This window comes from Nonomuraea sp. NPDC059194, from assembly GCF_042754765.1.
Taxonomy (GTDB): Bacteria; Actinomycetota; Actinomycetes; order Streptosporangiales; family Streptosporangiaceae; genus Nonomuraea.
Genome location: NZ_JBHZBH010000028.1, coordinates 41165 through 66832, shown reverse-complemented (window position 1 = coordinate 66832; position 25668 = coordinate 41165). Strand labels below are relative to the sequence as shown.

The 25668-nt window shown below is 71.8% G+C and carries 26 protein-coding genes; 15 read left to right on the top strand and 11 right to left on the bottom strand.

Annotation, left to right across the window (positions count from 1 at the left end; all coding sequences use genetic code 11):
* The 4 genes from ACFXJ8_RS29635 to ACFXJ8_RS29620 all read left to right on the top strand — a co-directional run bounded on the left by ACFXJ8_RS29635 (position 1) and on the right by ACFXJ8_RS29620 (position 3581).
* Complete coding sequence (locus tag ACFXJ8_RS29635) at positions 1 to 1458, top strand: amidohydrolase family protein (protein ID WP_379647257.1); 1458 nt, start codon at positions 1 to 3, stop codon at positions 1456 to 1458.
* An 11-nt stretch (positions 1459 to 1469) separates the two neighbouring features.
* Complete coding sequence (locus ACFXJ8_RS29630; RefSeq protein WP_379647256.1) at positions 1470 to 1928, top strand: DUF1772 domain-containing protein; 459 nt, start codon at positions 1470 to 1472, stop codon at positions 1926 to 1928.
* The gene (locus ACFXJ8_RS29625; RefSeq protein ID WP_379647255.1) at positions 1928 to 3166 is read left to right on the top strand and encodes an SGNH/GDSL hydrolase family protein; all 1239 of its coding nucleotides are present in this window, start codon (positions 1928 to 1930) and stop codon (positions 3164 to 3166) included. The genes ACFXJ8_RS29630 and ACFXJ8_RS29625 overlap by 1 nt, the downstream gene beginning before the upstream one ends.
* A gap of 67 nt (positions 3167 to 3233) precedes the next feature.
* Positions 3234 to 3581 carry a DUF1330 domain-containing protein gene (locus tag ACFXJ8_RS29620; RefSeq protein ID WP_379647254.1) on the top strand — a complete coding sequence of 116 codons (348 nt, stop codon included), beginning with the start codon at positions 3234 to 3236 and terminating at the stop codon, positions 3579 to 3581.
* Between the two features lie 97 nt (positions 3582 to 3678).
* On the opposite strand, the gene ACFXJ8_RS29615 is transcribed toward ACFXJ8_RS29620, so the two are convergent.
* The gene (locus ACFXJ8_RS29615; protein WP_379647253.1) at positions 3679 to 4338 is read right to left on the bottom strand and encodes a TetR/AcrR family transcriptional regulator; all 660 of its coding nucleotides are present in this window, start codon (positions 4336 to 4338) and stop codon (positions 3679 to 3681) included.
* 45 nt (positions 4339 to 4383) lie between these two features.
* Here ACFXJ8_RS29615 and ACFXJ8_RS29610 point away from each other — a divergent pair, with 45 nt between their 5' ends.
* Positions 4384 to 5196: a thioesterase family protein gene (locus tag ACFXJ8_RS29610; RefSeq protein ID WP_379647252.1), complete on the top strand. Its 813-nt coding sequence runs from the start codon at positions 4384 to 4386 to the stop codon at positions 5194 to 5196.
* 12 nt (positions 5197 to 5208) lie between these two features.
* On the opposite strand, the gene ACFXJ8_RS29605 is transcribed toward ACFXJ8_RS29610, so the two are convergent.
* The 3 genes from ACFXJ8_RS29605 to ACFXJ8_RS29595 are packed head-to-tail and all read right to left on the bottom strand — an operon-like array spanning position 5209 to position 9959.
* A complete protein-coding gene (locus ACFXJ8_RS29605; protein WP_379647251.1) occupies positions 5209 to 5955 on the bottom strand; it encodes an ABC transporter ATP-binding protein in 747 nt (248 codons plus the stop codon).
* On the bottom strand, positions 5952 to 8723 hold the full coding sequence (locus ACFXJ8_RS29600) for an ATP-binding cassette domain-containing protein (protein ID WP_379647250.1): 2772 nt from the start codon (positions 8721 to 8723) through the stop codon (positions 5952 to 5954). The genes ACFXJ8_RS29605 and ACFXJ8_RS29600 overlap by 4 nt, the downstream gene beginning before the upstream one ends.
* On the bottom strand, positions 8724 to 9959 hold the full coding sequence (locus ACFXJ8_RS29595) for an ABC transporter substrate-binding protein (RefSeq protein WP_379647249.1): 1236 nt from the start codon (positions 9957 to 9959) through the stop codon (positions 8724 to 8726).
* Positions 9960 to 10072: 113 nt separating this feature from the next.
* Here ACFXJ8_RS29595 and ACFXJ8_RS29590 point away from each other — a divergent pair, with 113 nt between their 5' ends.
* Together ACFXJ8_RS29590 and ACFXJ8_RS29585 are read left to right on the top strand one after the other, a co-directional pair.
* The gene (locus ACFXJ8_RS29590) at positions 10073 to 11161 is read left to right on the top strand and encodes an alcohol dehydrogenase catalytic domain-containing protein (RefSeq protein WP_379647248.1); all 1089 of its coding nucleotides are present in this window, start codon (positions 10073 to 10075) and stop codon (positions 11159 to 11161) included.
* A 68-nt stretch (positions 11162 to 11229) separates the two neighbouring features.
* A complete protein-coding gene (locus ACFXJ8_RS29585; RefSeq protein WP_379647247.1) occupies positions 11230 to 11760 on the top strand; it encodes a TetR/AcrR family transcriptional regulator in 531 nt (176 codons plus the stop codon).
* 23 nt (positions 11761 to 11783) lie between these two features.
* Here the strand turns inward: ACFXJ8_RS29585 and ACFXJ8_RS29580 are convergent, their stop codons facing one another.
* Entirely contained in the window at positions 11784 to 13961 is a 2178-nt protein-coding gene (locus ACFXJ8_RS29580) for a PASTA domain-containing protein (protein ID WP_379647246.1), read from the bottom strand.
* A gap of 90 nt (positions 13962 to 14051) precedes the next feature.
* On the bottom strand, positions 14052 to 15509 hold the full coding sequence (locus tag ACFXJ8_RS29575) for a serine/threonine-protein kinase (protein ID WP_379647245.1): 1458 nt from the start codon (positions 15507 to 15509) through the stop codon (positions 14052 to 14054).
* Positions 15510 to 15604: 95 nt separating this feature from the next.
* Here ACFXJ8_RS29575 and ACFXJ8_RS29570 point away from each other — a divergent pair, with 95 nt between their 5' ends.
* The 5 genes from ACFXJ8_RS29570 to ACFXJ8_RS29550 are packed head-to-tail and all read left to right on the top strand — an operon-like array spanning position 15605 to position 19664.
* The gene (locus ACFXJ8_RS29570; RefSeq protein ID WP_379647244.1) at positions 15605 to 16378 is read left to right on the top strand and encodes an alpha/beta fold hydrolase; all 774 of its coding nucleotides are present in this window, start codon (positions 15605 to 15607) and stop codon (positions 16376 to 16378) included.
* Complete coding sequence (locus ACFXJ8_RS29565) at positions 16375 to 17622, top strand: LLM class flavin-dependent oxidoreductase (RefSeq protein ID WP_379647243.1); 1248 nt, start codon at positions 16375 to 16377, stop codon at positions 17620 to 17622. The genes ACFXJ8_RS29570 and ACFXJ8_RS29565 overlap by 4 nt, the downstream gene beginning before the upstream one ends.
* Positions 17619 to 18449 carry a TIGR03619 family F420-dependent LLM class oxidoreductase gene (locus ACFXJ8_RS29560; protein WP_379647242.1) on the top strand — a complete coding sequence of 277 codons (831 nt, stop codon included), beginning with the start codon at positions 17619 to 17621 and terminating at the stop codon, positions 18447 to 18449. Before ACFXJ8_RS29565 ends, ACFXJ8_RS29560 begins: the two co-directional genes overlap by 4 nt.
* A 28-nt stretch (positions 18450 to 18477) precedes the next feature.
* Positions 18478 to 19287: a HipA family kinase gene (locus ACFXJ8_RS29555; RefSeq protein WP_379647241.1), complete on the top strand. Its 810-nt coding sequence runs from the start codon at positions 18478 to 18480 to the stop codon at positions 19285 to 19287.
* Positions 19287 to 19664 carry a DUF3037 domain-containing protein gene (locus tag ACFXJ8_RS29550; RefSeq protein ID WP_379647240.1) on the top strand — a complete coding sequence of 126 codons (378 nt, stop codon included), beginning with the start codon at positions 19287 to 19289 and terminating at the stop codon, positions 19662 to 19664. Before ACFXJ8_RS29555 ends, ACFXJ8_RS29550 begins: the two co-directional genes overlap by 1 nt.
* Before the next feature lie 4 nt (positions 19665 to 19668).
* On the opposite strand, the gene ACFXJ8_RS29545 is transcribed toward ACFXJ8_RS29550, so the two are convergent.
* Both ACFXJ8_RS29545 and ACFXJ8_RS29540 read right to left on the bottom strand, forming a co-directional pair.
* On the bottom strand, positions 19669 to 20499 hold the full coding sequence (locus ACFXJ8_RS29545; RefSeq protein ID WP_379647239.1) for an SMI1/KNR4 family protein: 831 nt from the start codon (positions 20497 to 20499) through the stop codon (positions 19669 to 19671).
* Positions 20486 to 20851: a VOC family protein gene (locus ACFXJ8_RS29540; RefSeq protein WP_379647238.1), complete on the bottom strand. Its 366-nt coding sequence runs from the start codon at positions 20849 to 20851 to the stop codon at positions 20486 to 20488. Before ACFXJ8_RS29540 ends, ACFXJ8_RS29545 begins: the two co-directional genes overlap by 14 nt.
* 45 nt (positions 20852 to 20896) lie before the next feature.
* Between ACFXJ8_RS29540 and ACFXJ8_RS29535 the strand changes: the two genes are divergently transcribed.
* The 3 genes from ACFXJ8_RS29535 to ACFXJ8_RS29525 all read left to right on the top strand — a co-directional run bounded on the left by ACFXJ8_RS29535 (position 20897) and on the right by ACFXJ8_RS29525 (position 22491).
* Positions 20897 to 21142 (top strand): hypothetical protein, encoded by a 246-nt coding sequence (locus ACFXJ8_RS29535; RefSeq protein WP_379647237.1) that lies wholly within the window; start codon positions 20897 to 20899, stop codon positions 21140 to 21142.
* Positions 21143 to 21170: 28 nt separating this feature from the next.
* Entirely contained in the window at positions 21171 to 21473 is a 303-nt protein-coding gene (locus ACFXJ8_RS29530; protein WP_379647236.1) for a hypothetical protein, read from the top strand.
* A gap of 325 nt (positions 21474 to 21798) precedes the next feature.
* Positions 21799 to 22491 carry a DUF4097 family beta strand repeat-containing protein gene (locus ACFXJ8_RS29525; protein ID WP_379647235.1) on the top strand — a complete coding sequence of 231 codons (693 nt, stop codon included), beginning with the start codon at positions 21799 to 21801 and terminating at the stop codon, positions 22489 to 22491.
* A 5-nt stretch (positions 22492 to 22496) separates the two neighbouring features.
* Here ACFXJ8_RS29525 and ACFXJ8_RS29520 read toward each other — a convergent pair whose 3' ends face one another.
* Genes ACFXJ8_RS29520 through ACFXJ8_RS29510 form a run of 3 tightly spaced genes read right to left on the bottom strand, consistent with a single transcriptional unit; the run spans position 22497 to position 25118 of the window.
* Entirely contained in the window at positions 22497 to 22622 is a 126-nt protein-coding gene (locus ACFXJ8_RS29520) for a hypothetical protein (protein WP_379647234.1), read from the bottom strand.
* A gap of 21 nt (positions 22623 to 22643) precedes the next feature.
* The gene (locus tag ACFXJ8_RS29515; RefSeq protein ID WP_379647314.1) at positions 22644 to 23486 is read right to left on the bottom strand and encodes a GNAT family N-acetyltransferase; all 843 of its coding nucleotides are present in this window, start codon (positions 23484 to 23486) and stop codon (positions 22644 to 22646) included.
* 51 nt (positions 23487 to 23537) lie between these two features.
* Positions 23538 to 25118: an alpha/beta hydrolase gene (locus ACFXJ8_RS29510; protein WP_379647233.1), complete on the bottom strand. Its 1581-nt coding sequence runs from the start codon at positions 25116 to 25118 to the stop codon at positions 23538 to 23540.
* Positions 25119 to 25668 lie beyond the last annotated feature (550 nt).

Sequence of the window (25668 nt, the reverse complement as noted above, 5' to 3'; positions counted from 1 at the left end):
ATGTCAGAGTTAATGAAGAGGCGTGACGCGCTGAAGGCGGGAGCGATCATGGTGATGGCCGGGACCGCAGTGGGCACGGGTCAAGCCGCAGCGGCATCGGAGGCGCGCTGGATCGCGCTCACCGGAGTGACCGTTGTCGACGTCACCGGGCGCCCGCACCGGCGCAACAGCACCGTGCTCATCCGTGGACAGCGGATCGTCTCGGTGGGTCCGCGCCCTGAGATTCCAGAGGGCACGCGAGTCATCGACTTGACAGGCAAATTCGTGATCCCGGGCTTGTGCGATGCCCACGTGCACAGCATTCCCTCCGAGCGCATCTCCCCTCCGCTGTACCTCGTCAATGGCGTCACCACCGTGCGCGAGATGTCCGGCAGCCCGCTGCTGCACGAGTGGCGCGAGCGGATCGACCGGGGCGAGTTGCTCGGGCCGCGCTCGGTCATCGCCAGCCGGATCATCGACGGCGCGCCGACCATCGGCGACCCGTCGGTCTTCACCGAGGTCGCGACCGAAGCCCAGGCCCGCGAAGCGGTCCGCCAGGCGAAGCGGGACGGCGCGGACTTCGTCAAGGTGTACTCCAGGCTCTCTCCCGAGCTGTACCGGGTGGTCGCCGACGAGGCGCGCAGGCACCGAATGCCGCTGGCCGGGCACTGCCCCGACGGGGTCGCGCTGACCACGGCCAGCAGCCTCGGCCAGTGCAGCGTCGAGCACCTCTACTCCACCTGGTACGACACTTCCACGCGGGAGCGGGAGCTGCGTTCCCGGATCGCCGGCCTGGAGTTCGCCCAGAGCGACTACGTCAGCTGGATGCAGGAGATCCACCGGCTGGAGTGGGAGGCGGTCGCCGGCTACAGCGCCGGCAAGGCGGCGTCGGTCTTCGCCACGCTGGCGCGCAACCGGACCCGGGTCGTGCCGACCCTGACGGTCTACCAGGTGCTGGACCGGCCGGACGAGGTGCTGGACGACGGGCGGCTCAAGTACGTGCCTGCCGCCGTGGCCGAAGGCTGGCGGTGGGCGCTGGACAACATCATCAAGGCTGGCCGTACGCCCGAGGTCACCGCCCAGCGGTACGCGCTGTTCGAGCGCCGCAAGGCGTTCGTGAACGAGCTGGAGGAGGCCGGAGTGCCGGTGGTGGCGGGGACGGACGGCGGCGACGTGCCGTTCGTCGTGCCCGGCTTCAGCCTGCACGACGAGCTGGCCAACCTCGTGCGCTCCGGCCTGTCGCCGCTGCGCGCGCTGCGGGCCGCCACCCTGGAACCGGCGCAGCTGCTCGGGCTGGACGACTCGATCGGCACCGTCGCGCCCGGCAAGGCCGCCGATCTGGTGGTCCTGGACGCCGACCCGCTGGCCGACATCCGCAACACCACCCGCATCCACACCGTGGTGACCCGTGGCCGCGTCATCTCCGCGGAGCAGCGGGCCCGGATGCTCGCCGCGATCGAGAGCGCGGCAGCCGCATGAGGGCTCCGGGTATGGTGATCCGCCTCGTCACCGCGCTCTGTCTGCTGTCCACCGGCCTGCTCGCGGGCGCCTTCGGCTACGGCGCCGTCAACGTCGCGACCACCTTCAACGCGGTGCCGCTCGACGTGCGGCTGACCTTCCACTCCGCCCTCATGCGCATGAACGGCCCCGTCATGCAGACCATCATGGCGCTGGCCGCCCTGAGCTCGCTGGCCCTGGCCCTGCTTGCTCGGCGCTATCTGGCCGGGGTGGCGGGCGTGCTGGCCGTGCTCTCGTTCCTGATCACCCGGTTCGGCAACGTGCCGATCAACGGCCAGATCAAGGTGTGGGCCGTCGGCACGCCCCCGGCCGACTACGCCGAGATCCTCCAGCGGTGGGAGATGTTCAACGTCATCCGAACGCTTACGGCCTTCGTCGCCTTCGTCCTGATCATCACCCTCACCGTTCGAGTTCAGCGAGGAGATCGCTAGTGCGTTTCGTCAGGATCCTCGTGGCACTGGTCCTCACCACGACACTGGGCGCCCAGCAGCCCGCCTCGGCGGAGCCGGGGCTCGGCTGGAAGGCCGCCTGGTCGGCCGCGCCCCAGCGCCCGGGCGCCAACTTCACTCCCAATTGGTCCGAGCAGGGCTTCGCGGGCCAGACCCTCCGGCAGGTGGTGCGGACCACCGTCCCCGGCGCCGCCGTCCGGATCCGGCTGACCAACGTGTACGGCACCGCCCCGCTGACGGTCAGCGCCGCCACCGTGGCCCGCAGCTCCGGCGGCGCCGCCGTGAAGACGAGATCGCTCCGGCGCCTGACGTCCGGACGTGCGGCGAGTTTCACCATCCCGGCTGGCGCGGAGCTGGTCAGCGACCCGGTGGCCCTGCCGGTCTCGGCACTGGAACGACTCACGGTCACGCTGCACTTCGCCAAGCCGACCGGGCCGGCGACCTACCACGCCCAGGCGATGGCCGCGAGCTTCCGCGCCGAGGGGAACCACGTGGCCGACCAGGGCTCAGCGGCCTTCACCGAATCCAGCGTGTCCTGGTACTACCTGTCCGGGATCGATGTCCTGGGCGCCTCACGGGGCCGCGACGGCGTAGCGCTGTTCGGAGACTCGCTCACCGACGGCTACGGCTCCACTCCCGGCGCCGACAACCGCTACCCCGATGAGCTCGCCGAACGGCTGGTGGCCGCCCGCCGGCCGCGTGCCGTACTCAATCAGGGCATCGGCGGCAACCGCCTGACCGTCGACTCCGCCTGGCTTGGCGACAAGGCCACCGCCCGGTTTGACCGTGACGTCCTCGGCAGCCCCGGCGTGGGCACGGTGATCGTCGTGCTGGGTGTCAACGACATCGGCATGAGCGTGGCGCGTCAGCCCATGGCCGCACCGCACACCGAAGTCTCGGCCGCCGAGATGATCGCCGCGCACCGCGAGCTGATCCGCCGGGCGCGTGCCAAGGGCCTGCGCGTCATCGGCGGGACGATCCCGCCCATGAAGGGCTCGCGGTACTACACGCCGCTCAGCGAGGCCAAGCGCGACGAGGTCAACGCCTGGATCCGCAGAAACGGCGAGTACGACGCGGTGGCCGACTTCGACCGCGCGCTAGCCTCGCCCGCCGACGAGGATCAGCTCGACCCCGCCTACGACAGCGGCGACCATCTGCACCCCAGCGATGCGGGATACCGTGCGATGGCTGATGCCGTGGATCTCGCAGATCTGGGATGAGCCATCATCCTTCGGGCGCCGCCGGTCACAGCGGCGCCCGCGGGTTCGTCATAACAGAGGAGGAACCATGACCGCCTATGTCATAGCTCACTTGCAGGATGCCGCTCCGCATCCGGAGATCGCTGAGTACATCGAGCGCCTCCCCGCTACCTTCGAGCCGTACGGCGGCCGCTACCTCGTGCACGCCATGCAGCACGAGGTGAAGGAGGGCAATTGGCCCGGGGCCGTCGTGATGCTCGGCTTCCCCGGGATCGCCGAGGCGCGCACCTGGTGGGACTCACCCGCATACCGGGAGATCGCACCGCTGCGCTCGCGGCACATCGAGGGCGACATCATCCTGGTCGAAGGCGTCCCCGAGGGCTACGACCCGACTCCCGCCGCAAAGGCGGTGCGGGAGGCGCTGGCTGCCGAGTAGCCCTCGGGTTCGGGCAGGGTCCGGCAACTGTCGCCTCCTTGACACTCGACGTGGTCCCGACCGTCGCGGTCGAGGAGGCGGCGGGCCAGGGCGGCGCCTACTCGGCGAGCCGGGCGGCGAAGGCGTCGAGCTCGGCGACGACCTCGGTGGAGATGCCGTGGCGGGGCAGGCGGGAGGCGACCGCCGTACCGAAGCCCGCCATCCTGACGGTGTCGTCGATGAACGCGTCGAGGCCCTCGGGCCACGGGAAGGACGGCTGGCTGATCAGCAGCGACGCGCAGCCGTGCGCCGCCGACCACAGCCCGAGGGCGAGCGTCTGCGGGTCGCCGCGCAGCACGCCCGCCGCCACGCACGCCGAGACCGCCTCCACCATGTAGCCGAAGCATGCCTCGGCCGCCGATCCCGAGCCCTGCCGCATCATCAGCACCCGGTACTGGGCGGGGTGGTCGAGCGCGAACCGCACGTAGACCCTGCCGCACCTGCCCAGCGCCCTGAACGGGTCGGCGACGCCGCGCGTGGCCGCGCGCATCCGCCGTTCGAGCTCGTCCCACGCGCGCAGGCAGACGGCCTCGATCAGCTCCTCCTTGCCGGCGAAGTGCAGGTAGACCGACGGGGTCGAGACTCCGGTACGGCCGGCGACCGCGCGCAGCGTCAGCGCCGACTCGCGCCCCGTCTCGACCAGGAGCTCCTCGGCCGCGGCGAGGATCTCCTCGCGCAGCCGTACCCCTTCACCAGGATTGGCGCGTACCCGCTTCATACCCTCAGGTTGACACCGTCAGGTTGACGACGTCAATCTGACCATATGACGACATTTAGGGATGCGACCGCTGTTGTCCCCCGCGCGCATGGCGGCTTCGACGCCACGCTGGACGAGAAGTGGAGCGTCGGCGGCAAGGCGCACGGCGGCTACCTGCTGGCCGTCATGGGCAGGGCCGCCGTCGAGAGCGCGGGGCAGGACCACCCGCACCTGACCGCCGTGAGCGGCTCGTTCATCTCGCCGCCCTCGTTCGGGGCGGTGCGGATCGACGTCGAGACGCTGCGCAACGGCAGGGCCGTCACCCAGGTGCGCGCCCGCATGTCACAGGACGGCGCCCCGATCGTCGAGGCGCTGATCACGCTCGGCCGTCTCACCGAGGACGACCCGTGGTGGTCGGGGATCGATCCGGTGGAGCTGCCCGACGAGCAGGAGTGCTGGCTGCAGCCCACCGAGCCGCCGGGCGCGGGGATGCGGGTGTCGCTCATGGAGGTCATCGAGCAGCGGCTCAACCCCGCCCATCTCACCTTCGCCTTCGGCGAGCCGGCCCGCCAGGGCGTCATCGCGGGCTGGCAGCGCCTGGCCGACGGCTCCGACTGGGACCCGCTGTCGCTGCTGGTCGCCTTGGACGCGCTCCCGCCGGTCTCCTTCGACCTCGGCGTGTCCGGCTGGGCGCCCACGATCCAGCTGTCGGCCTACATCAGGCGGCTGCCCGCGCCGGGACCACTCAGGATTCGGATGACCGCCGCCGACGTGACGGCCGAGCGGATGGACGAGACCGCGCACGCGTGGGACTCCAAGGGCCGCCTCGTCGCCCAGGCCACGCAACTCGCCGCCGTCCGCACCCCGGCCCAGCCGTAGATCACGAGGGAATCAGCCGAGGTAGGCGGCGCGCACCACGGGGTCGGATCTGATCGCGGACGGCGGCCCCGTCGCGATGACCTTGCCGAGGTCGAGGACGACGAGGTCGTCACAGGTGTCCATGACGAAGCCCATGTCGTGCTCGACCAGCAGCACCGTGGTGTCGAGCGCCGCGACGACCTCGCGCAGCCGGTCCGTCTGCCCGGCGTCCAGCCCCGAGGTCGGCTCGTCGAGCAGCAGCACGGCCGGACGGTCGGCGAGCGCGCGGGCCAGCTCGACCAGCCGTCGTTGTCCCACGGGAAGGGCGGCGGCGTACGCGTCACGCAACGGCAGCAGGCCGCACAGGTCGAGGACCTCCTCGACCCGTTCCCGCCGCGCCGCCTCCACCCGGCGCCTGCCCGGCAGCCCCGCGAGGTCGGCGAGCACGCCGCCGCCTCCGCCCCGCCACTCCATCGCCGCCACGACGTTGTCGGCCACGGTGAGACGGCCGAAGACCTGCGTCCGCTGGAAGGTACGGCGCAGCCCCGCGCGTGCCCGCCGTACCGCGGAGACGCCGGTCAGGTCCGCGCCCCCGAGCAGCACGCGCCCCGACTGCGGGCGGCGCAGGCCGGAGACGACGTCGAACAGCGTGGTCTTGCCCGCGCCGTTCGGGCCGATCACACCGCAGACCCGCCCCTCCGGCACGGTGAACGAGACCTCGGACAGGGCACGAACCCCGCCGAAGGCCACGCACACCCCCTCCACGGCCAACGCGCTCATGAGGACACCCCCAGGTAGGCGGCGGTCAGCCGGTCGGCGTCCACCTCGGAGCGGGGTCCCGTCCACGTGACGCGACCGAGCCGCATGAAGGCCACCCTGTCGGCCGCCGCCAGCGCCTCGGTGGCCTTCTCCTCCACCAGCAGCAACGCCACCCCTCGCGCGCGCAGCTCGGCGAACAGGGCGAAGACCTGCTCGACGACCAGCGGGGCCAGCCCAAGCGACGGCTCGTCGGCGACCAGCACCCGAGGCGGCCTGACGAGGGCGGGCGCGAGCGTGAGGAGCTGCTGCTCGCCGCCGGACAGCGCCCCGGCGAGCACGGTACGGCGGGCGGCCAGCTGCGGCATCCGCTCGTACACCTGGTCGGGCGCGGCCAGCCAGGTCAGCAGGTTCTCCTCGACGGTCAGCCCGGGGAAGACGCCCCGCCCCTCGGGAGCCAGGAGCACGCCCGCGCGGGCCCGCCGGTGGGCGGGCCAGCCGGTGATGTCGTGGCCGTCGAGCAGCACCCTTCCCGTGGTGACCGGGACGTCCCCGGCGGCGACCGCGCAGGTGGTGGACTTGCCCGCGCCGTTCGCGCCGAGGAGGGCGACCACCTCGCCAGGACCGATCGCCAGGTCGACGCCGCGCAGGACGGTCACGTCGCCGTATCCGGCCACGACCCCTTCGAGGGCGAGCACCGGCGCAGGCCCGCCCGACCCCTCCCGCCGGACTTCGGCGACGTTCTCCAGCGCCGTATCCCGCCCGACTGCGGCAATGTTGCCTGGGAGGCGGGCGGACCGGGTCGCGTCCGCGGCTCCCCGCGCACCCTCTCCCTCGACTTCGGCGACGTTGCCCAAGCGGCGGGCGGACCGGGTGTCGACGGGAGTGCGGGTGGGCGCGGCGGCACGGGTGCGGCGGCGGTGGCGGGCCTCGGCGAGCTGGGCGAGGACGCCGTCGGGGTGCTTGGCGAGGATCATCCCGCCGGTCCCGAACAGGATCGCGCCCACGTGCGCCGAGACCTCCCACCCCGCCAGCAGCTCGGGGAGGACAGCCGCGACCAGCCCGCCGAGCACCGCCCCGCCGATCCTGCGCACCCCTTGCAGCACCACCACGGCCAGCCACACGAACCCGGCGAACGCCGGAAGGTCCGTCGCCGTGATCGACCCCTTCGACGTCGCGTACAGCACCCCGCCGAGCCCCGCGATCGCCGACGCCAGCGCGAACAGCATGATCTTCGTGTGCGCCCCCGACATTCCGACGGTGGCCGCTGCGGCGGGCGCGGACCTGACGGCCAGGATCGCCCGGCCGGACACCGACCGCTCCAGGTTGCGGACCATGATCCCGACCAGCCCGATGAGGGCCAGCAGCAGCACCACCCGCACGCGCGGATCGGTGGTGTCCGCGAACCCGAACGACAGCGCGGGCAGCGGCCAGCCGATGGTCCCGTTGCTGAAGGCGTCGACCTGGAAGAGCACCTGGTCGGCGAGGAGGGCCAGGGCGAGCGTGGCCAGCGTGAGGATCCTGCCGCCGAGCCGTAACGCGGGCAGCGCCACCAGCACGCCGACAGCCGCCGCCGCCAGCACTCCCAGCAGGATCGCGACGGGCAACGGCCAGCCGGACGACAGCGCCCACCCGCAGGTCAGCGCCGCCATCGCGGCGAAGGCGGCCTGCGCGAGGTTCACCATCCCGCCGATGCCCGTCACGACCACGAACGAGCAGAAGATCAGCGCCAGCACCAGTCCCTGCGCCACCACGCCCACGGCGAAGTCGTCGGCGGGCCTGGTGAACGTCCACGCCAGCAGCGCCGCCAGCGAGACCAGCCATGGCAGCCGCCGCCGCCAGAGGGGCAGGTCGGCCAGGTGGTCGGGCGGCGGCGCGTCCTGGGCCGCGCTGCCCGCCACCCGCTCGCGCGACCTGTTCAGCAGCAGCAGCCCGGCGAACAGCAGGATCATCGGTACGGCGGTGCGCAGCCCGGTGATCTCGGCGGCGAAGTCGGCGTAGCCCGCGACCAGGTTCTGCACCACGCCGAGCCCGAGCCCCGCGGCGAACGTCCACGGGATCGAGCGCAGCCGCCCGAACACCGAGGCCGTCGCCGAGGCGAACAGCAGCACGGTGAACGCCCCCGAGTCCAGCCCCACCACGGGGACGGCCAGCACGCCCGCCAGCCCCGCCAGGCCAGAGCCGAGCGTCCAGGCCAGCGCCGAGGTGGCGTCGGCGTCGATGCCGCGCAGCGCGGCCAGCCCGCGCCGGTCGACGGCGGCCCGCATCCGCAGCCCGTACGGCGTGTGCCGCATGAACAGCCACAGCCCTGCCGCCACCAGGGCCGCGACGCAGAAGGTGATGACCTGGTCGGAGTCGAAGCCGAAGGCCACCGCGACCGCCGGATAGGGCCCCACGCCGTGGGGCAGGGCGGTGGCGTCCGCCGCGGGCAGCCCGAACGGCTCGGCGACCAGGTCGGCGACCAGCAGCCCGAGCGCGGGCAGCGCGATCGTCAGCCCGATGGTCGCCACGATCTGCGCGGTCTCGCCCGCGTGGGCCAGGCCCCTGAACATCGCCTTGTGCAGGCCGTACCCGAGCAGTGGGGCGAAGCCCAGGACGGCGAGCAGGGCCGCGGCCCATCCCGGCCAGCCGAGACCGACGTTGAGCTCGAAGAAGACCAGCGCGGTCAGGAAACCGACCGCCCCGTGGGCGAAGTTGAACACGCCGGTGGCCGCGTAGGACAGGGTGAGGCCCGAGGCCATCACCGCGAAGACGGCGCCGGTGACCAGCCCGCTCAGGACGTAGGCGAGCATCTACTTGAGCGGCACGTTGTCGAAGCACTTCATGCTCCTGGCGACCTGGTAGGCGCCGCCCTGGAGCTTGACCAGCGCACCGCAGCCGTTGGGCTCGTCGTGGTCCTTGGGGTACTGGATCCGGCCGAAGCCCGCGTTCTCGTAGCTGAACGCGCCGTTGCCGGTGGCGAGGAGTTTCTCGCGGGTGAGGTCCTTGCCGGTCCGCTCCAGCATCGTCAGGAAGATGTCGGCCGACCAGTAGCCGATCGCCAGGTGCTGGGTGAGCGTGGCGCCGGGGGCGACCTTCTCCACGTCCTGCTTGAGCTGGGCGATCTCGGGCGCGCTCGACTCGAAGGGCTCGAACATCGGCGCCGCGATCACCCCTTCGAGCGCCTGCGCCGTGGCGGCGTCCTTGAGGATGGCGGCGTCGTAGCTGGTCGCGTCGCTGAGCACGCCCTTGTATCCGGCCTTCTTCAGCGCGGAGTAGAGGCCGACGTTGAACTTGGTGCCCGCGATGATCGACACGACGATGTCAGGTGGCGCGCCGCCGTCCGACGTCATGATCTTGTCGACGTACGGCAGCCAGTCGGCGGGCGGGGCGGCGCCGGGCAGCGCCGAGTTGAGCCCGACGAGCCGGAATCCGGCGGCCTGGAAGGACTGGGAGATGGTCTTGCCGCCGTACTTGCTGCCGCTGGAGTCGGAGGTCTGCACGTAGACGGTCTTGCCGCCGGAGCCGCCGAGCAGGTCGGCCATCTGGTTGCCCCACCAGGTCTGCGAGCCCGCGCCCGGCTTGGGCGCCAGGCAGCCGTTGTAGCCGAAGCCCGTCCTGGTGCCGCACCACTGCGGGCCGGTCGCCCAGCCGAACCAGGGCACGCCCTGCTGTTCGAGGAAGACCGCGCCGCCGAAGTTGGGGGCGTGCACGGGGACGAGCGCGAACACCTTGTCCTTCTGGACGAGCTTCTTGGCCGCGGCGTCGCCCTTGGCGGCGTCCTGGGTGTCGTCCTCGGCGCCGACGAACTCGATCTTCCTGCCGTGGACGCCGCCGGCCGCGTTCGCCCGCTCGAACCTGGCTCTGGCCCCGATCTCGGCGTCTTTGGTCGAGTAGCCGCTCGCGCTGGTCTTGGTGAGCACGCCGCCGACCCTGACCGTCGTGTCCGTCACCCCCGGGGTCTGCCCGCCGGGAGTAGCCGCCTTCTGCTGCGCCGCGCATCCCGCGAGCGCCACCACTGTTGCCAGCACCACGAGTTCCCGCCGCAACCCAGCCTCCGCATTTTGGCCTAGCGCTCGCTTGGTTTTGCGTCAGAGTAGGTGTGGGCCGAAAGTGTGTCAACGCCTTCTAAACCAAGCATGTGCTTGCTAGCGTGTGGCGCATGCTGATGCGCGCCGCCGTCCTCACCGGCTTCCGGCAGCCGATGGAGATCCGCGAGGTGGAGATCGCCGACCCCGGCCCCGGCGAGGTGCGCGTCCAGGTCAAGGCGACCGGCGTGTGTGGGTCCGACCTCAAGGCGATCGACGGCAAGAGCCCCGTCGTGCGGCAGCCGCCGTTCATCCTGGGCCACGAGAGCGCCGGGATCGTCGAGAGCGTCGGCGACGGCGTGACGGCGGTCGCGCCGGGCGACCACGTGGTCATCGCGATGAGCGGCGCGTGCGGCAGGTGCCGTCACTGCGGGGCCGGCCGCTTCCATCTGTGCTCGGGCCCCGCCAGGCTGACCGCGATCATGGGCGGTGCGCCCAGGGTCACCATGGACGGCCAGGAGACCCGCAGGTTCATCGGCATCGGCTCCTTCGCCGAGTACGCCGTCGTCAGCGAGGCGATGTGCGTGAAGATCGCACCCGACGCGCCGTTCGCCGCGATGTGCCTGCTCGCCTGCGGCGTCATCACCGGCGTCGGCGCCGTCCTGAACGTCGCCGCGGTCACCCCCGGCTCCAGCGTCCTGGTCGTCGGCTGCGGCGGCGTCGGCCTCAACGTCGTCCAGGGCGCGGTCCTGGCGGGCGCGACCACGATCATCGCCGCCGACGTCGTCGAACGGAAGCTCAAGCTCGCCGCCCACCTCGGCGCCACCCACACCCTGCGGGCCGCCGACCTCCCCCAGCAGGTCGGCGAGATCGTCCGCGGCGGCGTCGACTACGCTTTCGACGCCACGGGGGTCGCCAGCGTCCTCGGCCAGGCCTTCGCCGCCACCCAGCCCGGCGGCACCACCGTCATGGTCGGCAGCCCCGCGGCCGGAACCCCGCTGACCATCGAGCCAGGATTGCTGTTCGCCTCCCGCCGCCTCATGGGCACCCAGGGCGGCGACGCCGCGCCCCAGCGCGACCTGCCCATGCTCGCCGCGCAGTACCTCAACGGCCGGCTCGACCTCGACGGGCTGGTCACCGAACGCCTCCCCCTGACCGACATCGACCAGGCCGTCGCCCATGTCCGCGAGGGCGTCGTCGCCCGTTCCGTGATCGTTTTCTAGCCCGTACGGCGCCGCCGCCCACTACGATGGTGCGACCATTCGCAGCGGCATGGGGTGGAAGCGGCACGATGACCACACTCGAGCAGGGGCGCGACACCCGCACCAGGATCCTCGCCGCCGCCCGCGAACTGTTCGCCGAGCGGGGCTACGCCGCGACGTCACTGGCCGACATCGCCGCCGCCGTCGGGCTGACCAAGACCGCGGTGGCCTACCACTTCCATCCCAAGGACAAGCTGGCCGCCGAGCTGATCGCGCCCTGCGCGGACGAGATGCTCGACCTGCTCGGGGCCGACTTCCCCGACCGGCGCGCGTTCGTGACGGCACTGGTGGCGTTCACCGTACGGCATCGCGCGGTGATCAGGCTGGTCATGGAGGACCTGGGCGGCGCCGACGACGCCCCGCCCGGCTCGCCCGGCGAGGCGATCAGGACGTTCCGCGACGAGATCTTCGCCAAGCTCGCCGGGCCTGACCCCTCGCCCGACACGCGGCTGCGCGGATGGGCGGTGCTCGGCGCGCTCCAGTGGGGCGTCGTCCAGACGATGGACCTACCGGAGGAGCGTGTCCTGCCCACCCTGACCGCCGCCGCCCTCGCCATCTGACCCCGCGCATCGTGCGGGGCGGGTCAGCCGGTGGGGGTGGCCTCGCCCGAGGTGGGGGTGGGGGTCGGTTCGGGGTCGGTGCCCGCGGGCGGGTCCACGTCGGGCGGCGTGGACGGCTCCGTCGGGTCGGGCAGCGACTGCCCCGCCACCCCCACCGTAATCACGATCGCCCGCCCCGGCTTGGCGCACGTGCCGGGCGACACGTTCTGCGCGAGCACCGAGTCCACCGCGTCGACGTCGCCCACGATCCGGGCGCGCTGCCGTACGACGAAGCCCGCGTCTCTCAGCGACGCCCGCGCCTCGCGCCTGGACAGCCCCACGACCGACGGCACCCGCGCACCGTGCTGGGCCAGCGTCAGCGACACCGCCCGGCCCGACGTCACGCGAGCACCCGACCCCGGCTTGCTGCTGATCACCTGGCCCTCGGGCAGACCGGAGCAACTCGTGCTGATCTTCCCCGCCTTCAGCCCCGCCGCCGTCAGCGCCGACGTGGCGTCCTCGCGGGACAGGCCCGCCAGCGCGGGCACCTCGACGCCACCGGCCGACACTCTCAGGTCGATCCTGGTGCCCCGCGCCACCCTGCTCCCCTGCTGGGGCGCGGTCCCGAGCACCTCGCCCGCGGGCCGCGAGGAGCCCACCTCGGTGACCGATCCGACGACCAGCCCCGCGCCCTCGATCGCCGCTGTCGCCGCGGAACGGTCCATTCCCACCACTCCCGGCACCGAGTACAGGATCGGCTGCGCGGGTGCCGTGGCGGGCGGCGGACGCTTGATCGTCGCGGGGGTGTCCTTCACCTTGCCCGCGCTCTGCTTGCCGGACGGGGCGGCGGGCGTCGAGGCCGCGGCCACCGGCTTGGACGCGGCGGCGGCCGGCGTTCTGACACTCTGGAGCGCCGGAACCAGCACCGCGACCAGAACCGCGGCGCTGATCAGGAGCGCGCACGAGACGGCCAGCGAGACCCTGTTGGCCGCCGGCCCCGCCCAGCGGCCGGGATGGGTCTCCTCCGGTGTCCAACCTCCGGGGCCCGGCCACGAGGGATGCCCCTCGCCCCAGCCCTTCGCCGGATGCGCCTCGCCCGAGCCGGGATGGCCCTCACCCGAGCCGGGGTGACCCTCACCCGAGCCGGGGTGACCCTCGCCCCAGCCGGGGCGCTCCTCGTCCCAGCCCTTCGCGGGGTGCTCTTCCGGCCGGGGAACCACCGGGTGCCCGGCCTTCGCCGTACCCGATCCCGGTCTGCGAGCCGGTGACCGCAGCCTGCCGCCCGCGACGGACTCGGCGCCGCGCTGCGCGGGGATCTCCGGCAACAGGTAGCCCTCGGCCGCGCCGGTCGCTTCAGGCTCCGCCAACGGGTGGGGAGCGACGCGGAGGATGTGCGGCGGAGGTGAGCGCAGCACCTCCGCCGGCACGCCTTCGCCCGCGCCCAGCAGCGCGAGCAGCAGTTCCCTGCTGGTGGGCCGGTTGCGCGGGTCCTTGTCCAGGCAGTGCGCGACCAGAGAGCGGAGCTGCCCGTCGAGCCGACCCAGCGCGGGCGGCGCGGTCAGGATGCGGTGCAGCACCGGCGCCACCGAGTCCTGGCCGAACGGCGCGGAGGCGTTGGCCGCGAAGCACATCGTCGCGCCCCACGAGAACACGTCCACCGCCCCGGTGATCGCCGATGCGGTGATCTGCTCCGGCGCCATGTAGGCGGGCGTGCCCACGCCCCTGCCGCTGACCGTCGCCGCCGCGTCCAGCGCCTTGGCCAGGCCGAAGTCGATCACGCGAGGGCCGTCGGAACCGAGCAGCACGTTCTGCGGTTTGAAGTCGCGGTGGATGATCCCGGCGCGGTGGATGGCGGCCAGCGCGGTGGCGGTGCCGACGGCGAGCCGTTCGAGCGCGCCGCCTTCGCGTGGCCCTTCCAGGGCCACGCCCCTGGCGAGCGAGGGTCCTTCGACGTACTCGCTGACGATGTACGGCCTGCCGTCGTCGAACCCCGCGTCGACCACCTGCGCCGTGCAGAACCTGGCCACGTGCTTGGCCAGCTCGACCTCGCGCATGAAGGCGGCGGGCTCGTCCCCCACCGGTCCGTGCAACAGCTTGATCGCGTAGGACTCTTCGCCTAAGGTGCCGAGGTAGACGATCCCCTGACCGCCCTCCCCCAGCCGCCCGGACAGTTCGTAGTCGCCCAGTCGCTGAGGGTCCCCCGTCCTGAGCGGTTTCGGCACGGGCGCCTCCCCTCACCGCCCACCCGTTACCTCTCTACTGAAGTCGAGGGATCGCGGCGCGTCAACGGACCGTGACGCCGTTGTGATGTCCTATTTCTGGATACTTCCGGTGTAGCGGGGGGCATCCTCGCCGGCTCTGATCACCTGGAACGTGTAGCCGCGCGCGTCCTCGACGGCGAACTCCACCCGTCCCGGATGGCATCCCTCGCCCTTGACCTGCGACAGGTCGTAGGTGGCCGGGTCGATTCTGGTGAGGACTCCGGCGCAGTGGTGACCCTCTCCCCAGCGCATGGTCCCGCTGCCCGCCTCGCCCGGCAGGCTCAGCCGTACCGGGAAGGTGACCTTCGAGCTAGGGTGGTGCGCCGCGCCCGACCACTCGCCGGACAGGGCGGGCGGGTCGGCGCGCCACGGGGCGGCAACCGCCAGCGCGGTGGCCGCCGCCACGAGCGCGACCGCACCCGCGATCCATCCGGCCGGCGTTCGCCTCCACCGGCCCGGCGTCGGGCGGGCGTGGGCGCGATGCTCGCCGGAGACCAGCGTGCCCGCCTGCGCGGGACCTGCCGCCTCCGCTTCAGCGCGCCGCATCCGCCGAGGCCCCGACTCGACGGCCCCCTGCCAGGACCCGCCTGCGACAGACCCGCCTCCCTCGGGCCAGGACTCGCCCGTGACAGCGACCGACTCCGCGGCCCCCTGCCGGGATCCGCCCGTGACAGGATCGGCGCTCTGCCGGGAGAGGCCCGCGACAGGCTCGGCGGGGCCCGCGAGCAGTGCGGCCAGCGCCTCCTGCGCCGTCGGCCGTTCCTCCGGCGATCTGGCCAGGCACGCCACCACCAGCTCGCGCAGCGGCCCCGGCAGCTCCCCGAGGTCGGGCGTGCCGTACAGGATCCTGCCGAGCACCGCCGGATAGGAGTCGGCCGCGAACGCCGCCCGCCCGCTGGAGGCGAACGACATGGTCAGTCCCCACGCGAACAGGTCCACCGGCGTGCCCGCAGGTTCGCCGCTGATCTGCTCGGGGGCGAGGTAGGCGGGGGTGCCGACGGGCTGCGCGCCGAGCGTGCTGGTGGAGTCGAGCAGCCGCGCGATCCCGAAGTCGATCACCCTCGGCCCTTCTCGGTCGAGCAGCACGTTCTGCGGCTTGAAGTCGCGGTGCACCACGCCCGCCCGGTGGATGGCCGCCAGCGCGGTCATCGTGCCCACCGCGAGCCGGTCGAGCGACCCGCCCGCCCGCGGACCCTCCCGCAGGACCAGCGCGTGCAGGGAGACGCCCTCGACCAGCTCACTGACGACGTACGGCCGGCCGTCGGCCATCCCGGCGTCGAGCACCCGCGCCGTGCAGAAGGGCGCGACCCTGCGGATGCTCTCGATCTCCGCCAGCAGCCGCCGCTCCGTGCTGTGGCTGCGCGCGTGCAGCCACTTGACCGCCACGCGCGCGCCGTCGGACGACAGCGCCTCGTAGACCACGCCCTGGCCACCCTCACCGAGGCGGGCGAGGATCCGGTACCCCCGCAGGTCTCGGGGATCGGCTGGCTGGAGGGGGCTCGACGGCATGGCGACCACTATAGGAACGCGGCGTCACGATCAAGAATCGACACAAGCTAACCAAGCGATTGCTCGGGAGCGGTTCTTGGAGTAGCTTGCCGCTCATGGGATTCGCTGCGGTCGCGGGCGTGCGGCTGTTCTACACCGACGACGGATCGGGCGACACGACGCTGCTGCTCGTCCACGGCTGGGGCGCCGACTCCCACCAGTGGGTCCCGCACATCCCCACCCTTGCCCGGAAGCACCGCGTGATCGCGGTGGACCTGCGCGGGCACGGCTACTCCTCGGCCGAGGAGAAGGGCAACAACCCCGTCCGGATGGCCGAGGACCTCGTGGAGCTGCTCGACCAGCTCGGGGTCGAACGGTGCGTGGCCGTCGGCCACTCCATGGGCGGGGTGATCGTCTCGCGGCTGGCCGTCGAGCACCCCTCGCGCGTGGCCGCCGTCGTCGCGGTGGATCCGGGCTACGGGCGTCCCGACGAGGTCGTGGCCATGGCGGTCGCGATGCGGGAGACGCCTGCCGTACGGATCGACGAGTGGTGTTACACCCCCGCCTCGCCCGGCTGGCTGCGCGAGTGGCACCGGCGGCGGCTGCTGGCGACGCCGCCGCACGTGCTGGCCGAGGCCTACGACGGGCTGTGGTCGGGGGACGGGGCGATCGGCTCGCGGGGCGCGGCCGAGCCGTACCTGTCTCGACGCGAGTGCCCCGTGCTCACCTTCTGGACCGACCCCGCGCAGGCGGCGTGGGAGTCGGGCCTGTTCAAGCATCCCGCCTCGCGCACGGTCTGCTGGCAGGGCAGCGGACACCGGCTGCACGAGGAACGGCCCGCCGAGTTCCTGCTCGTGGTCAACCAATGGCTGAAGGAGATCTCCCGGTGAAGTTCGCCATCTTTCTGAACCCCCAGATCCCCGGCTCGGGGTACGCGGCCGAGGAGAACGCGCGGGCCAAGCGGCCGATCGGACGGGACACCGAGTCGTACCAGAGGCTGCTGCACGAGGTGCGGGAGATCGCGGTGCACGCCGACAGGATCGGCTTCGACGCGTTGATGATGACCGAGCACCACTTCCATTCGGAAGGGATGGAGTTCTCGGTCAACCCGCTGATGTTCCTCACCGACCTGGCCGCCAGGACCGAGCGGATCCTGCTGGCGCCGCTCGGTCTCGTGCTGCCCGCCTGGGACCCGATCAGGGCGGCGGAGGACGTGGCACTGCTCGACCAGTTCTCCAAGGGGCGGCTGCGGCTGGGCGTGGCGCGCGGCTACCAGAACCGGTGGATGAACGTGCTGGGCCAGCGCTGGCAGGCGGCGGCGGCCAGGTCTGACGGCTCGTCGAGCGACAACCGCAACTTCGACGTCTTCGGCGAAGTCCTCAAGATCATGAAGATGGCCTGGACGCAGGAGACTCTTCGCTACAAGTCCGACATCTTGGACTATCAGGTGCCGTATCCCTTCGAGGGGATCGAGGGCTGGCCCGCCACCGAATGGACCCGCACCTTCGGCGCGCCCGGCGAGCTCGACGACGACGACAGGGTCCAGGCGGTCAGCGTCTGCCCCAGGCCGTACCAGAACCCGCATCCCGAGCTGTGGCAGCCGTTCACGATCTCCGACCGCTCGGTCGTCAGGGCCGCGCAGGAGGACATCATGCCATGGATGTTCACCCCCAACCCCGACGACCACGCCGCCAAGGCCAAGCTCTACCAGGAGGAGTCGGCCAGACAGGGCCGCCACTACAAGCTGGGCGAGCACACCGGCATCCTCAAGATCGTCGGCATCGCGGACACGACCGAGGAGGCGATCAACACCTACGGCCGCAACATCCCCAAGGACTTCGCCGCCTTCTTCGGCCCGTTCGGCTACCTCGAGGTGCTGCGCAAGAAGGAGGACGACAAGCACCAGCCGATCTCGCCGGACAAGGGCGACGTGCGGCGGATGAACGAGGTCGAGATGGCGCTGTTCGGCTCCCCCGACGACGTCAAGCGCGGCATCCAGCGCATGCTCGACCGCATGCCCGACCTGGAGTGGTTCGGCCTGTACATGCAGGGCCAGCAGGGCGTGCTCCCCCTCGACACCGTCAAGCGCAACCTCGAGCTGTTCGCCACCAAGGTCATCCCGGAGTTCCAGTGAAGTTCTGGCTCGGCGCCTCCTTCTGCGACACCTCGGAGTTCGTCGAGCTGGCCGTGGGGGCCGAACGCTGCGGGTTCGACACCTTCACGCTGTCGGACCACCTGTTCTTCGCCGACTTCAGCACGCCCTACCCCTACGGCAGGATGCGCTGGACGGCCGAGACGCACTGGCCGGACGTCTGGGTGACGATCGGCGCGATGGCGGCCGTGACGACTCGGCTGCGCTTCTCGCCGAACGTCTACATCGCTCCCGCGCGTGACCTGATCACCGTGGCCAAGCAGGTGTCGACCGCCGCCGTGCTGTCGGGCGACAGGGTGGGCTTCGGGGTGGGCGTCGGCTGGTGCAAGGAGGAGTTCGTCGCCACCGGGCAGGACTTCCACACGCGCGGGCGCAGGCTCGACGAGATGCTCCCCCGCCTGCGCGAACTCTGGTCAGGCGCCCCGGTGGACCTGCCGGGCCTGCCGCCGTTGTCGATGTCGCCGGCGCCTGCCGTACCGATCCCGATCTACGTGGGCGGCGACAGCGAGGCGGCGCTGCGCAGGGCGGCCCGCGCGGGCGACGGCTGGATCGGCAACCGGATCTACACCGAGGAGCAGATCGACGCCGTCCTGGCCGACCTGCGCCGCTACCTGAAGGAGTACGGCAGGCAGGAGGACGCGCTGGAGATCATCGCCCCGCTGGCGGTGCTCCCCGACCCCCACACCTACCGGCGGTTCGCCGACAAGGGCATCACGGGCACGATGGCCGCCCCCTGGTGGCTCTCGCCCGGCGAGCCCAAGATCGACACGATGGAGCGCTTCGCCGAGGAGGTCATCGCCAGGATGTAGGGCGCGCGCGAGCCGGTAGCCTCGTCCCATGCTGGAAGAGATCACGGCGACCCGCTACGTGACCCCGTTGCGGGAAGGCGGGTCGCTGCCGGGGGTGGTCGAGGCCGACGACCTCGGCACCTACGTCGTGAAGTTCCGCGGCGCGGGGCAGGGGCCCAAGGTCCTCGTCGCCGAGATCATCTGCGCGGAGCTGGCCAGGCGGCTCGGCCTGCGCACCCCCGAGCTCAAGCTCGTCGACCTCGACCCGCAGATCGGCCTGCGCGAACCCGACTTCGAGATCCAGGCGCTCCTGCAGGCCAGCGCGGGCCGCAACGTCGCGATCGACTTCCTGCCCGGCGCGCTCGGCTTCGACCCGCTCTCCTGGCGGCCCGACCCCGGCTTCGCCGCCGAGGTGCTGTGGTTCGACGGCCTCATCCACAACGTCGACAGGACCTGGCGCAACCCCAACCTCCTGGTCTGGCACCACGACACCTGGCTCATCGACCACGGCGCCGCGCTGTGGTTCCACTACAGCTGGAAGAGCGCCGACCCGCAGCGGCCCTTCGACGCCGGCGACCACGTGCTGGCCCCGTTCGCCGCCGACGTCTCCCTGGCGGGCGACCGACTGTCGGCGAAGATCACCAGGGAGCTTCTGACCGAGGTCACCGCGCTCGTGCCCGACGAATGGCTGGAGGACGAGCAGGGCTTCGAGTCGGCCCAGGCCGTACGGGAGGCCTACGTCGAGCACCTGCTGGCCCGCGCCCACGGCCCCCGCGACTGGCTGCGCGCCTCCGCGAAGGACGAGCCCAAGAGCGGCCCCGGCTCGGTCGGCGCCTTCTGGAAGCAGGGAGAGCAGTGATGGAACGCGACGTCTACGAGTACGCCGTCATCCGTGTCATCCCGCAGATGGAGCGCGGCGAGCAGATCAACGTCGGCATCCTGCTCTACTGCCAGCCGCGCGCCTACCTGTGCGCGCGGGTCGAGCTCGACGAGTCCCGCCTGCGCGCCCTCGACCCGGCCGCCGACCCTGCGGAGGTACGGCTGGCGCTGGCGGGCTACGAACTGGCGTGCGGCGACTCGGCCGGACCGCTGGTGCAGGAGTCGCTCGGCAGCAGGTTCCGCTGGCTGACCGCCCCCCGCAGCACGGTCGTCCAGACCTCGGCCGTCCACGCGGGCCTGACCATCGACCCTGAGGCCGAGCTCACCCGCCTGTTCGACCGCCTGGTCCGCCTCTGACGGTTCAGGGGTTGGCCCAGATCGGCTCGCCGAGGTGCGTCGTCGTCGACAGCACCCGGCAGCCCATCCGGCGGGCGGCCTCGAACAGCGTGACGCGGGCCCGCTCGTCGTCTCCGGGAGGGAAGGCGACCCGGAGCTGGTGACCGTACGCCGTCTCGTAGGTCAACCGCCAGCCGAGGTCCACGGCGGCGAAGTGGTCCTGCCGGGCGTCGTCCCCGTCGTCGTAGGCGCCCCGGTCCTGCGTGGGCGCGAGCGCGTCCCGCAGGATCCTGAGCCGCTCGTCGTAGGGCAGCTCGCCCTCCGACATCGTGATGGTGACGTGTTCGCGCTCACGGAACGGCTCGAACCACGGCGACGGCTCCACGAACTCGTCGGACAGGATCCGCGTGCTGATCCGCCCGCTCAGCCAGCCGTGCAGGAACTCGACCGCGCCGACGTCATGCGCGTGGTAGGCGACGCCGCGCGGGTTCCAGACCACGACACGCCACTGGTCCGGCTCGCCTTCGGTCAGCCAGCACAGCGAGTCGCCGTTGTCGGTGCCCGCCCACTCCAGCAGCCCGCCGGGTTCCGGATAGAACGGGTACTGGCCGTGGTGGCCGCCCTCCCTGTCCAGTAGCCGCCGAGCATGCCGGAGCAGCAGGTCGTGGGCGCCGAACGGGGTCAGCGGCGTGACGAAGTCGACGAACTGGCCGCGGCCGTACCGCTCGACGAGCGCCTTGAAGTCGGCGGGCAGCCCGAGCCCGAGGGCGGCCTCGACCTCGTTCCAGTCGCCGCGCGCATCGACCGGTTCCGCGGGTGGTGGCACGAGCCGGGCGAGTTCGTCAATCGTCGTCATGGCCGGATCGGTGGCTCAGGACGTTGATCACTCGTCCGTTGGGGTCGCGGACGAAGAACCTGCGCACGCCCCACTCCTCGTCCCGCAACGGGTGGACGATCTCCGCTCCCGTCGTGAGCACCGCCGCGTAGACGGCGTCGACGTCGTCCACCTCGATGCTCACGTCGGGGTTGACCGGCGCGGTCCGGTCGGCGGTCATGACACTCAGCTGCGCCGCGGGCTGGGCAGGTGAGGCGAGCGTCATGATCCAGCCGTGGTTCATCACCTCCTCGAAGCCGAGGAGGGCGTAGAAGTCTCTGCTCTCCTCGATGGCCGCGGAGGTGAGGATGGGCATGACCCGGCGAACGGTCATCGGCGACTCCTGGCTCTGGGCGACGTGCCGACAATTCTCCCAGATGTGGGGTCAGGGTCCCTCGATGCGGCGGGACAGGCCGTCGAGGAGCAGCTCGAGCCCGAACCGGAACGAGCCCTCTGGGTCGCTCGCCATCCCCTCTGCCTCGCCGTCCGCCAGATCTTCGCGAAGGCGACCCGGCAGCCCGCCGGCCTGTTCACGCCCAACTCGACCGGAGGCTGCCCCGCCTGCGAGGGGAGCGGCCTGATCTACACCGACCTGGCGTTCATGGAGGGCGTCACCACCCGCTGAGCGCCAGCGGCTCAAGCTCGCCACCGAGTTGGCCGCGCCCAGCCGTACGATCATCCTCGACGAGCCCACGACCGGGCTGCACATCGCGGACATCGAGCGGCTCGTCGGCCTCGTCGACCGGCTCGTGGACTCCGGCGCGAGCGTGGTGGTCATCGAGCACGACCTCGACGTCGTCCGTTCCGCCGACTGGATCGTCGACCTCGGGCCCGAGGCCGGACACGACGGGGGCCGCGTCGTCTTCGAGGGCACCCCGCGGCAGATGGTGGCCACGCCCACCACCCACACGGCCCGCCACCTCCGCCGCCACCTCAAGTCGACTGGCCTCACCTGACCGCAGAGCCGAAAGGCGGTCGCGCGGCACCTGAACGCGGCCAACAGGTGCACCTCCTGGCCGATCTTCCTCCGGACCAGGTGGTGCGCGACGCGCCTCGACGTCGGCGCCGCCGGTCGAGCTGTTCACCCTGGAGGGCCGCCACCGAGACGCAGACGACGTCGCCCTGCCGTACCGGAGGGGAGACATCGGGCGAGGTTCGTCTATCAGGGTCGGCTGCGGGGCCGGTCGGGAACACCCCTCCGGGGCCGTCCCCCGGCTCTCAGGGGTGGTTTCAGGGACCTCCCTGAAGGCGCTCCCCCGCCCATGTAGGAATCTATGGGGCGTGAAGACGAAGAAGACGATCGTGATGGCGGGCCTGCTGGGGCTCGGAGTGCTGCTGACGGGCTGCGGGCTCGAAGGCGCGAAGGAGCGCGACACAGTCTCCTACGACGTCGCCGAGAAGGTCGCGGCTGTCAAGATCGAGGGCGATTCGGGTGCCATCGTGGTCACCGAGTCCGACCGCAAGGGCATCCACGTGACGGAGACCCTGACGTGGCGCAAAAGCAAGCCGGAGCCCACCCACAAGGTCCAGGGCGACACGCTGGTGCTGGAGTTCACCTGCCCGGTCACGGTGGGCCTGGGCAGTTGCGACGTCGCCTACGAGGTAGAGGTGCCGCGCGGGCTCAGGATCGAGGCCGGCTCCGACTCGGGCGAGGTGACGCTGCGCGCGCTGTCCGGCGAGGTCGAGGCGAAGAGTGACTCCGGCAGGATCGAGGCCCGCGACCTGACGGCCAAGCGGGTGCGGGCCGAGAGCGACTCGGGCGACATGACGCTCGTGTTCGCGCAGCAGCCCGACAAGGTCACGACCTCCACGGACTCCGGCAGGACCGAGGTGCGGGTGCCCGAGGGCCCTTACAAGATCACAACCAGCACGGACTCGGGCGATGAGAAGGTCGGCGCGAAGAACGACGCCTCGGCCTCCCGCGTGATCGACATGTCCAGCGGCTCGGGCGACCTCGAGCTCGCCACCCGCTGAGAAAGCTAGCGGAACAGACCGGCCGCGGCCCACTCGGCGAAGGGACGCGGCGGGCGGCCCGTCACCTGCTCCACCGTCGGCAGCACGACCGACTCGCCCGCGTTTCCCGTGGCTCCAGTGACAAGGATCACGACTCCCTTTCTACTAGAAAGCTAGAAAAGGACGGACATGAAGGTGTCGACCTCGCGGAAACCGACTTTTCGGTAGACGGCCCGGGCGGCGTGGTTGAAGTCGTTGACGTAGAGCGAGACCACCGGCGCGAAGCAGGCCAGCGCCGCCTCCACCACCGCGGCCATCCCCGCCACCGCGTGGCCGTGGCCGCGCGCGGCGGGAGCGACCCACACGCCCTGGATCTGGCATGCCCGCGGGGTGACCGCGCCGATCTCGGCCTTGAAGACGACCCTGCCATCCTCGATACGGGCGTAGGAGCGGCCGATCCGGATCAGCTCGGCCACCCGCGTGCGGTAGAGCGCGCCGCCGTCGCCACCGTTGGGCGAGACGCCGACCTCCTCGGTGAACATCGCGACGCAGGCGGGCAGCAGGATGTCGAACTCGTCGGGACGCACCCGCCGTACCAGCGGGTCGGCGGGCACCGACGGCTTCTGCGAGGTCGCCATCACCGGCTGCGACCAGCGGATCGCCCTGGCCCGCCCCCAGTACGGCTCCAGCCGCTCCCACAGCAGCTCGACCGCGGGCGCCGGGCCGACGATCGACGAGCACCTGCGCCCCTGCTTGCGCGCGCGGTCGGCGAAGGCGTGCACGGCCTCGGGACCGGCGTTGACCGGCACCAGGTTGGCTCCGGCGTAGCAGAGCGAGGTGAGCGCGCCGCGCGGCCCGAACCCCCACATCTGCCCGCCCAGGCGCGTCGGGTGCAGCCCGACGCTCCTGACCCTGGAGGCGACGAAGACGTTGGCGACCGGATCGGTGTCGAGAAGTGCGAGCACTTCGTCTCTATCGCTGTCGTCGAGCACACGCGACGCCGATGTACGCAGCATCACACCGGTCAGCCTACGCGACCTGCCCCCTTTTGACAGGAACCACGCCATCTATCGGGCGCCGAGCAACAACTCCGGCAGCCGCCAGGGATCGCGCGCACCCTCCGGCGCCCTCATCCGCTGGGTGGGGACGGGCGCCGGCATCCCCTGGCAGGTGGTGTCGGTCGCGGGCACCGTGCCGTCCTCCAGGTAGCGGGCCAGGTGCCGGTCGACGCAGGCGTTGCCGGCCAGCGACGTGCCATGGTTGCCGCCCGGCTCGACGACCATGCGGGCGCCGGGCAAGCGCCGCCGCAGGTTCAGGGCTCCCTGGTACGGCGTGGCCGCGTCGCGCCGTGACTGGAGCATCAGGATCGGCGGCAGCGAGGGATCGGCGCTGACGTTGACGGGCGTGCCGCCAGGCTCGTCCCAGAACGCGCACGGCGCGTTGTACCAGGCGTTCGGCCAGGTCAGGAAGGGTGCGGCACGGTGCGATCTGGTCATGTCGGCCCGCCACTTCGACCAGTCGCGCGGCCAGGCGGCGTCGCGGCACTGCACGGCCAGGTAGACCGCGTAGCTGTTCTCGTCGGCGGCGTCGTAGACGGCGTGCTGGCGCCAGGCGTCGACCAGGCCCTGCACGTCGCCCCGCCGTACGTATCGCGACCAGGCTCCGGCCAGCTGCGGCCAGACCGCGTTGGCGTAGCCGCCCACGGTGAACAGGTCGTCCAGCTCGCTCGCCCCGACCACGCCGCCCGCGGGCCTGCTGGCCAGCCGCTGACGCATGGAGTTGTAGGCGAAGGAGGTCTGCCTCCTGTTGCGGCCGAGCCCGTAGACGGCGTTGTGCTTGGCCGTCCAGGCCAGGAAGTCACGGTGACGGCGCTCGAAGGACCGGTTCTGGGCGAGGTTGTCCTTGTACCAGATGCCCGAGGGGTCGACCGAGCTGTCGAGGACCAGGCGCTTGACCCTGCCGGGGAACAGCGTGGCGTAGACGGCGCCGAGGTAGGTGCCGTAGGAGTAGCCGAGGTAGTTGATGCGGTCCTCGCCCAGCGCGGCCCTGATGCGGTCGAGGTCGCGGGCGGAGTTCTCGGTGGTCAGGTGGGGCAGCATCCACGCCCACAGGTTGCCGCAGCGGGCGGCGTACTCCTTGGCCCTGCCGAGCAGCGCCTGCTCGGCCGCGGAGCCGTTCGGCACCTGGTCGGGGCGGGGCGGGGCGTAGTAGCGCGCCGGGTCGACGCAGCGCAGCGCGGGCTCGCTCTTGCCCACCCCTCGCGGGTCGAAACCGATGACGTCGAGGCGGGCGGCCAGGCGCGGCGGCAGCTGCGCGGCCACGTACTTGGCCATCTCCTGCCCTGAGGCACCGGGCCCGCCCGGGTTGACCAGCAGGACGCCGAGGTGGTTGGCGTCGCGGGAGACCGTGCCCTTGATCCGGTTGAGCGCCAGCGTGATGTGCTGGCCGTACGGATCACGGTAGTCGAGCGGCACCCTGACCTCGCCGCATTCCACGCCCGGCTGCTCGGGTGTGCTCGCTGTTCGCTGCCCCGCCCCGCCGAGCACCTGCTCGGTGATCGAGCTCCGCTTGCCGCACGGCCCCCAGATGACCTCGCCGCCGATCGCCCCCGCCTGGGCGTCCGCGGCGCTGCTGACTCCGGTGGTCAACAGCGCCAATATCGCACCGATCCCGACAACCCGCTTCACCCGGCCGCACTCCCTCTTTTCCGTCTGACGAGGTGATGATGCCGTGTGCGACTAGATGAACACGTAGCGTATCCAGAATTGATTACCAATCTGTAACGCTGTCCTTGCTCTCGGTATCGTGGCTGCTCTCACCCGCCGCGGCACCCCTGACGCCTTCGGCCGGACCTTCCACAGCGGCCGGACCTTCCCTGGCGACCGGACCTTCCGCGGCGACCGAACCTTCCAAAGCGACCGGACTGTCCGCGGCGGCCGGGCGCGGGGAGCGGCCGAGGACGACCACGGACAGGGTGGCCACGGATCGTCAAAGCGTTTTCGGGAGATCGCCCACCCGGACCATTCTCGGGCCGCCCGGCACCCTGCCGCGTGGTCGGGCGACCTCGTGCGAACGGCCACCGCCGCGCCGCTCCGGGACGGGAGTACAGCGAGCGGAGTGTGCGGCCCCTGGGACCGGCTCTCAGCAGTCGTGCAAGCAACGCCCAGCGGCGGTCGTATGCCAAGGGGCGGGGTTCAC

What these genes read in the sequence shown, in the direction of transcription:
- ACFXJ8_RS29635 (WP_379647257.1), top strand. Translation starts at nt 1, where the DNA reads ATGTCAGAGTTAATGAAGAGGCGTGACGCGCTGAAGGCGGGAGCGATC.
- ACFXJ8_RS29630 (WP_379647256.1), top strand. Translation starts at nt 1,470, where the DNA reads ATGGTGATCCGCCTCGTCACCGCGCTCTGTCTGCTGTCCACCGGCCTG.
- ACFXJ8_RS29620 (WP_379647254.1), top strand. Translation starts at nt 3,234, where the DNA reads ATGACCGCCTATGTCATAGCTCACTTGCAGGATGCCGCTCCGCATCCG.
- ACFXJ8_RS29615 (WP_379647253.1), bottom strand. Translation starts at nt 4,338, where the DNA reads ATGAAGCGGGTACGCGCCAATCCTGGTGAAGGGGTACGGCTGCGCGAG.
- ACFXJ8_RS29610 (WP_379647252.1), top strand. Translation starts at nt 4,384, where the DNA reads ATGACGACATTTAGGGATGCGACCGCTGTTGTCCCCCGCGCGCATGGC.
- ACFXJ8_RS29605 (WP_379647251.1), bottom strand. Translation starts at nt 5,955, where the DNA reads ATGAGCGCGTTGGCCGTGGAGGGGGTGTGCGTGGCCTTCGGCGGGGTT.
- ACFXJ8_RS29600 (WP_379647250.1), bottom strand. Translation starts at nt 8,723, where the DNA reads ATGCTCGCCTACGTCCTGAGCGGGCTGGTCACCGGCGCCGTCTTCGCG.
- ACFXJ8_RS29590 (WP_379647248.1), top strand. Translation starts at nt 10,073, where the DNA reads ATGCTGATGCGCGCCGCCGTCCTCACCGGCTTCCGGCAGCCGATGGAG.
- ACFXJ8_RS29585 (WP_379647247.1), top strand. Translation starts at nt 11,230, where the DNA reads ATGACCACACTCGAGCAGGGGCGCGACACCCGCACCAGGATCCTCGCC.
- ACFXJ8_RS29575 (WP_379647245.1), bottom strand. Translation starts at nt 15,509, where the DNA reads ATGCCGTCGAGCCCCCTCCAGCCAGCCGATCCCCGAGACCTGCGGGGG.
- ACFXJ8_RS29570 (WP_379647244.1), top strand. Translation starts at nt 15,605, where the DNA reads ATGGGATTCGCTGCGGTCGCGGGCGTGCGGCTGTTCTACACCGACGAC.
- ACFXJ8_RS29555 (WP_379647241.1), top strand. Translation starts at nt 18,478, where the DNA reads ATGCTGGAAGAGATCACGGCGACCCGCTACGTGACCCCGTTGCGGGAA.
- ACFXJ8_RS29550 (WP_379647240.1), top strand. Translation starts at nt 19,287, where the DNA reads ATGGAACGCGACGTCTACGAGTACGCCGTCATCCGTGTCATCCCGCAG.
- ACFXJ8_RS29545 (WP_379647239.1), bottom strand. Translation starts at nt 20,499, where the DNA reads ATGACGACGATTGACGAACTCGCCCGGCTCGTGCCACCACCCGCGGAA.
- ACFXJ8_RS29540 (WP_379647238.1), bottom strand. Translation starts at nt 20,851, where the DNA reads ATGACCGTTCGCCGGGTCATGCCCATCCTCACCTCCGCGGCCATCGAG.
- ACFXJ8_RS29515 (WP_379647314.1), bottom strand. Translation starts at nt 23,486, where the DNA reads ATGCTGCGTACATCGGCGTCGCGTGTGCTCGACGACAGCGATAGAGAC.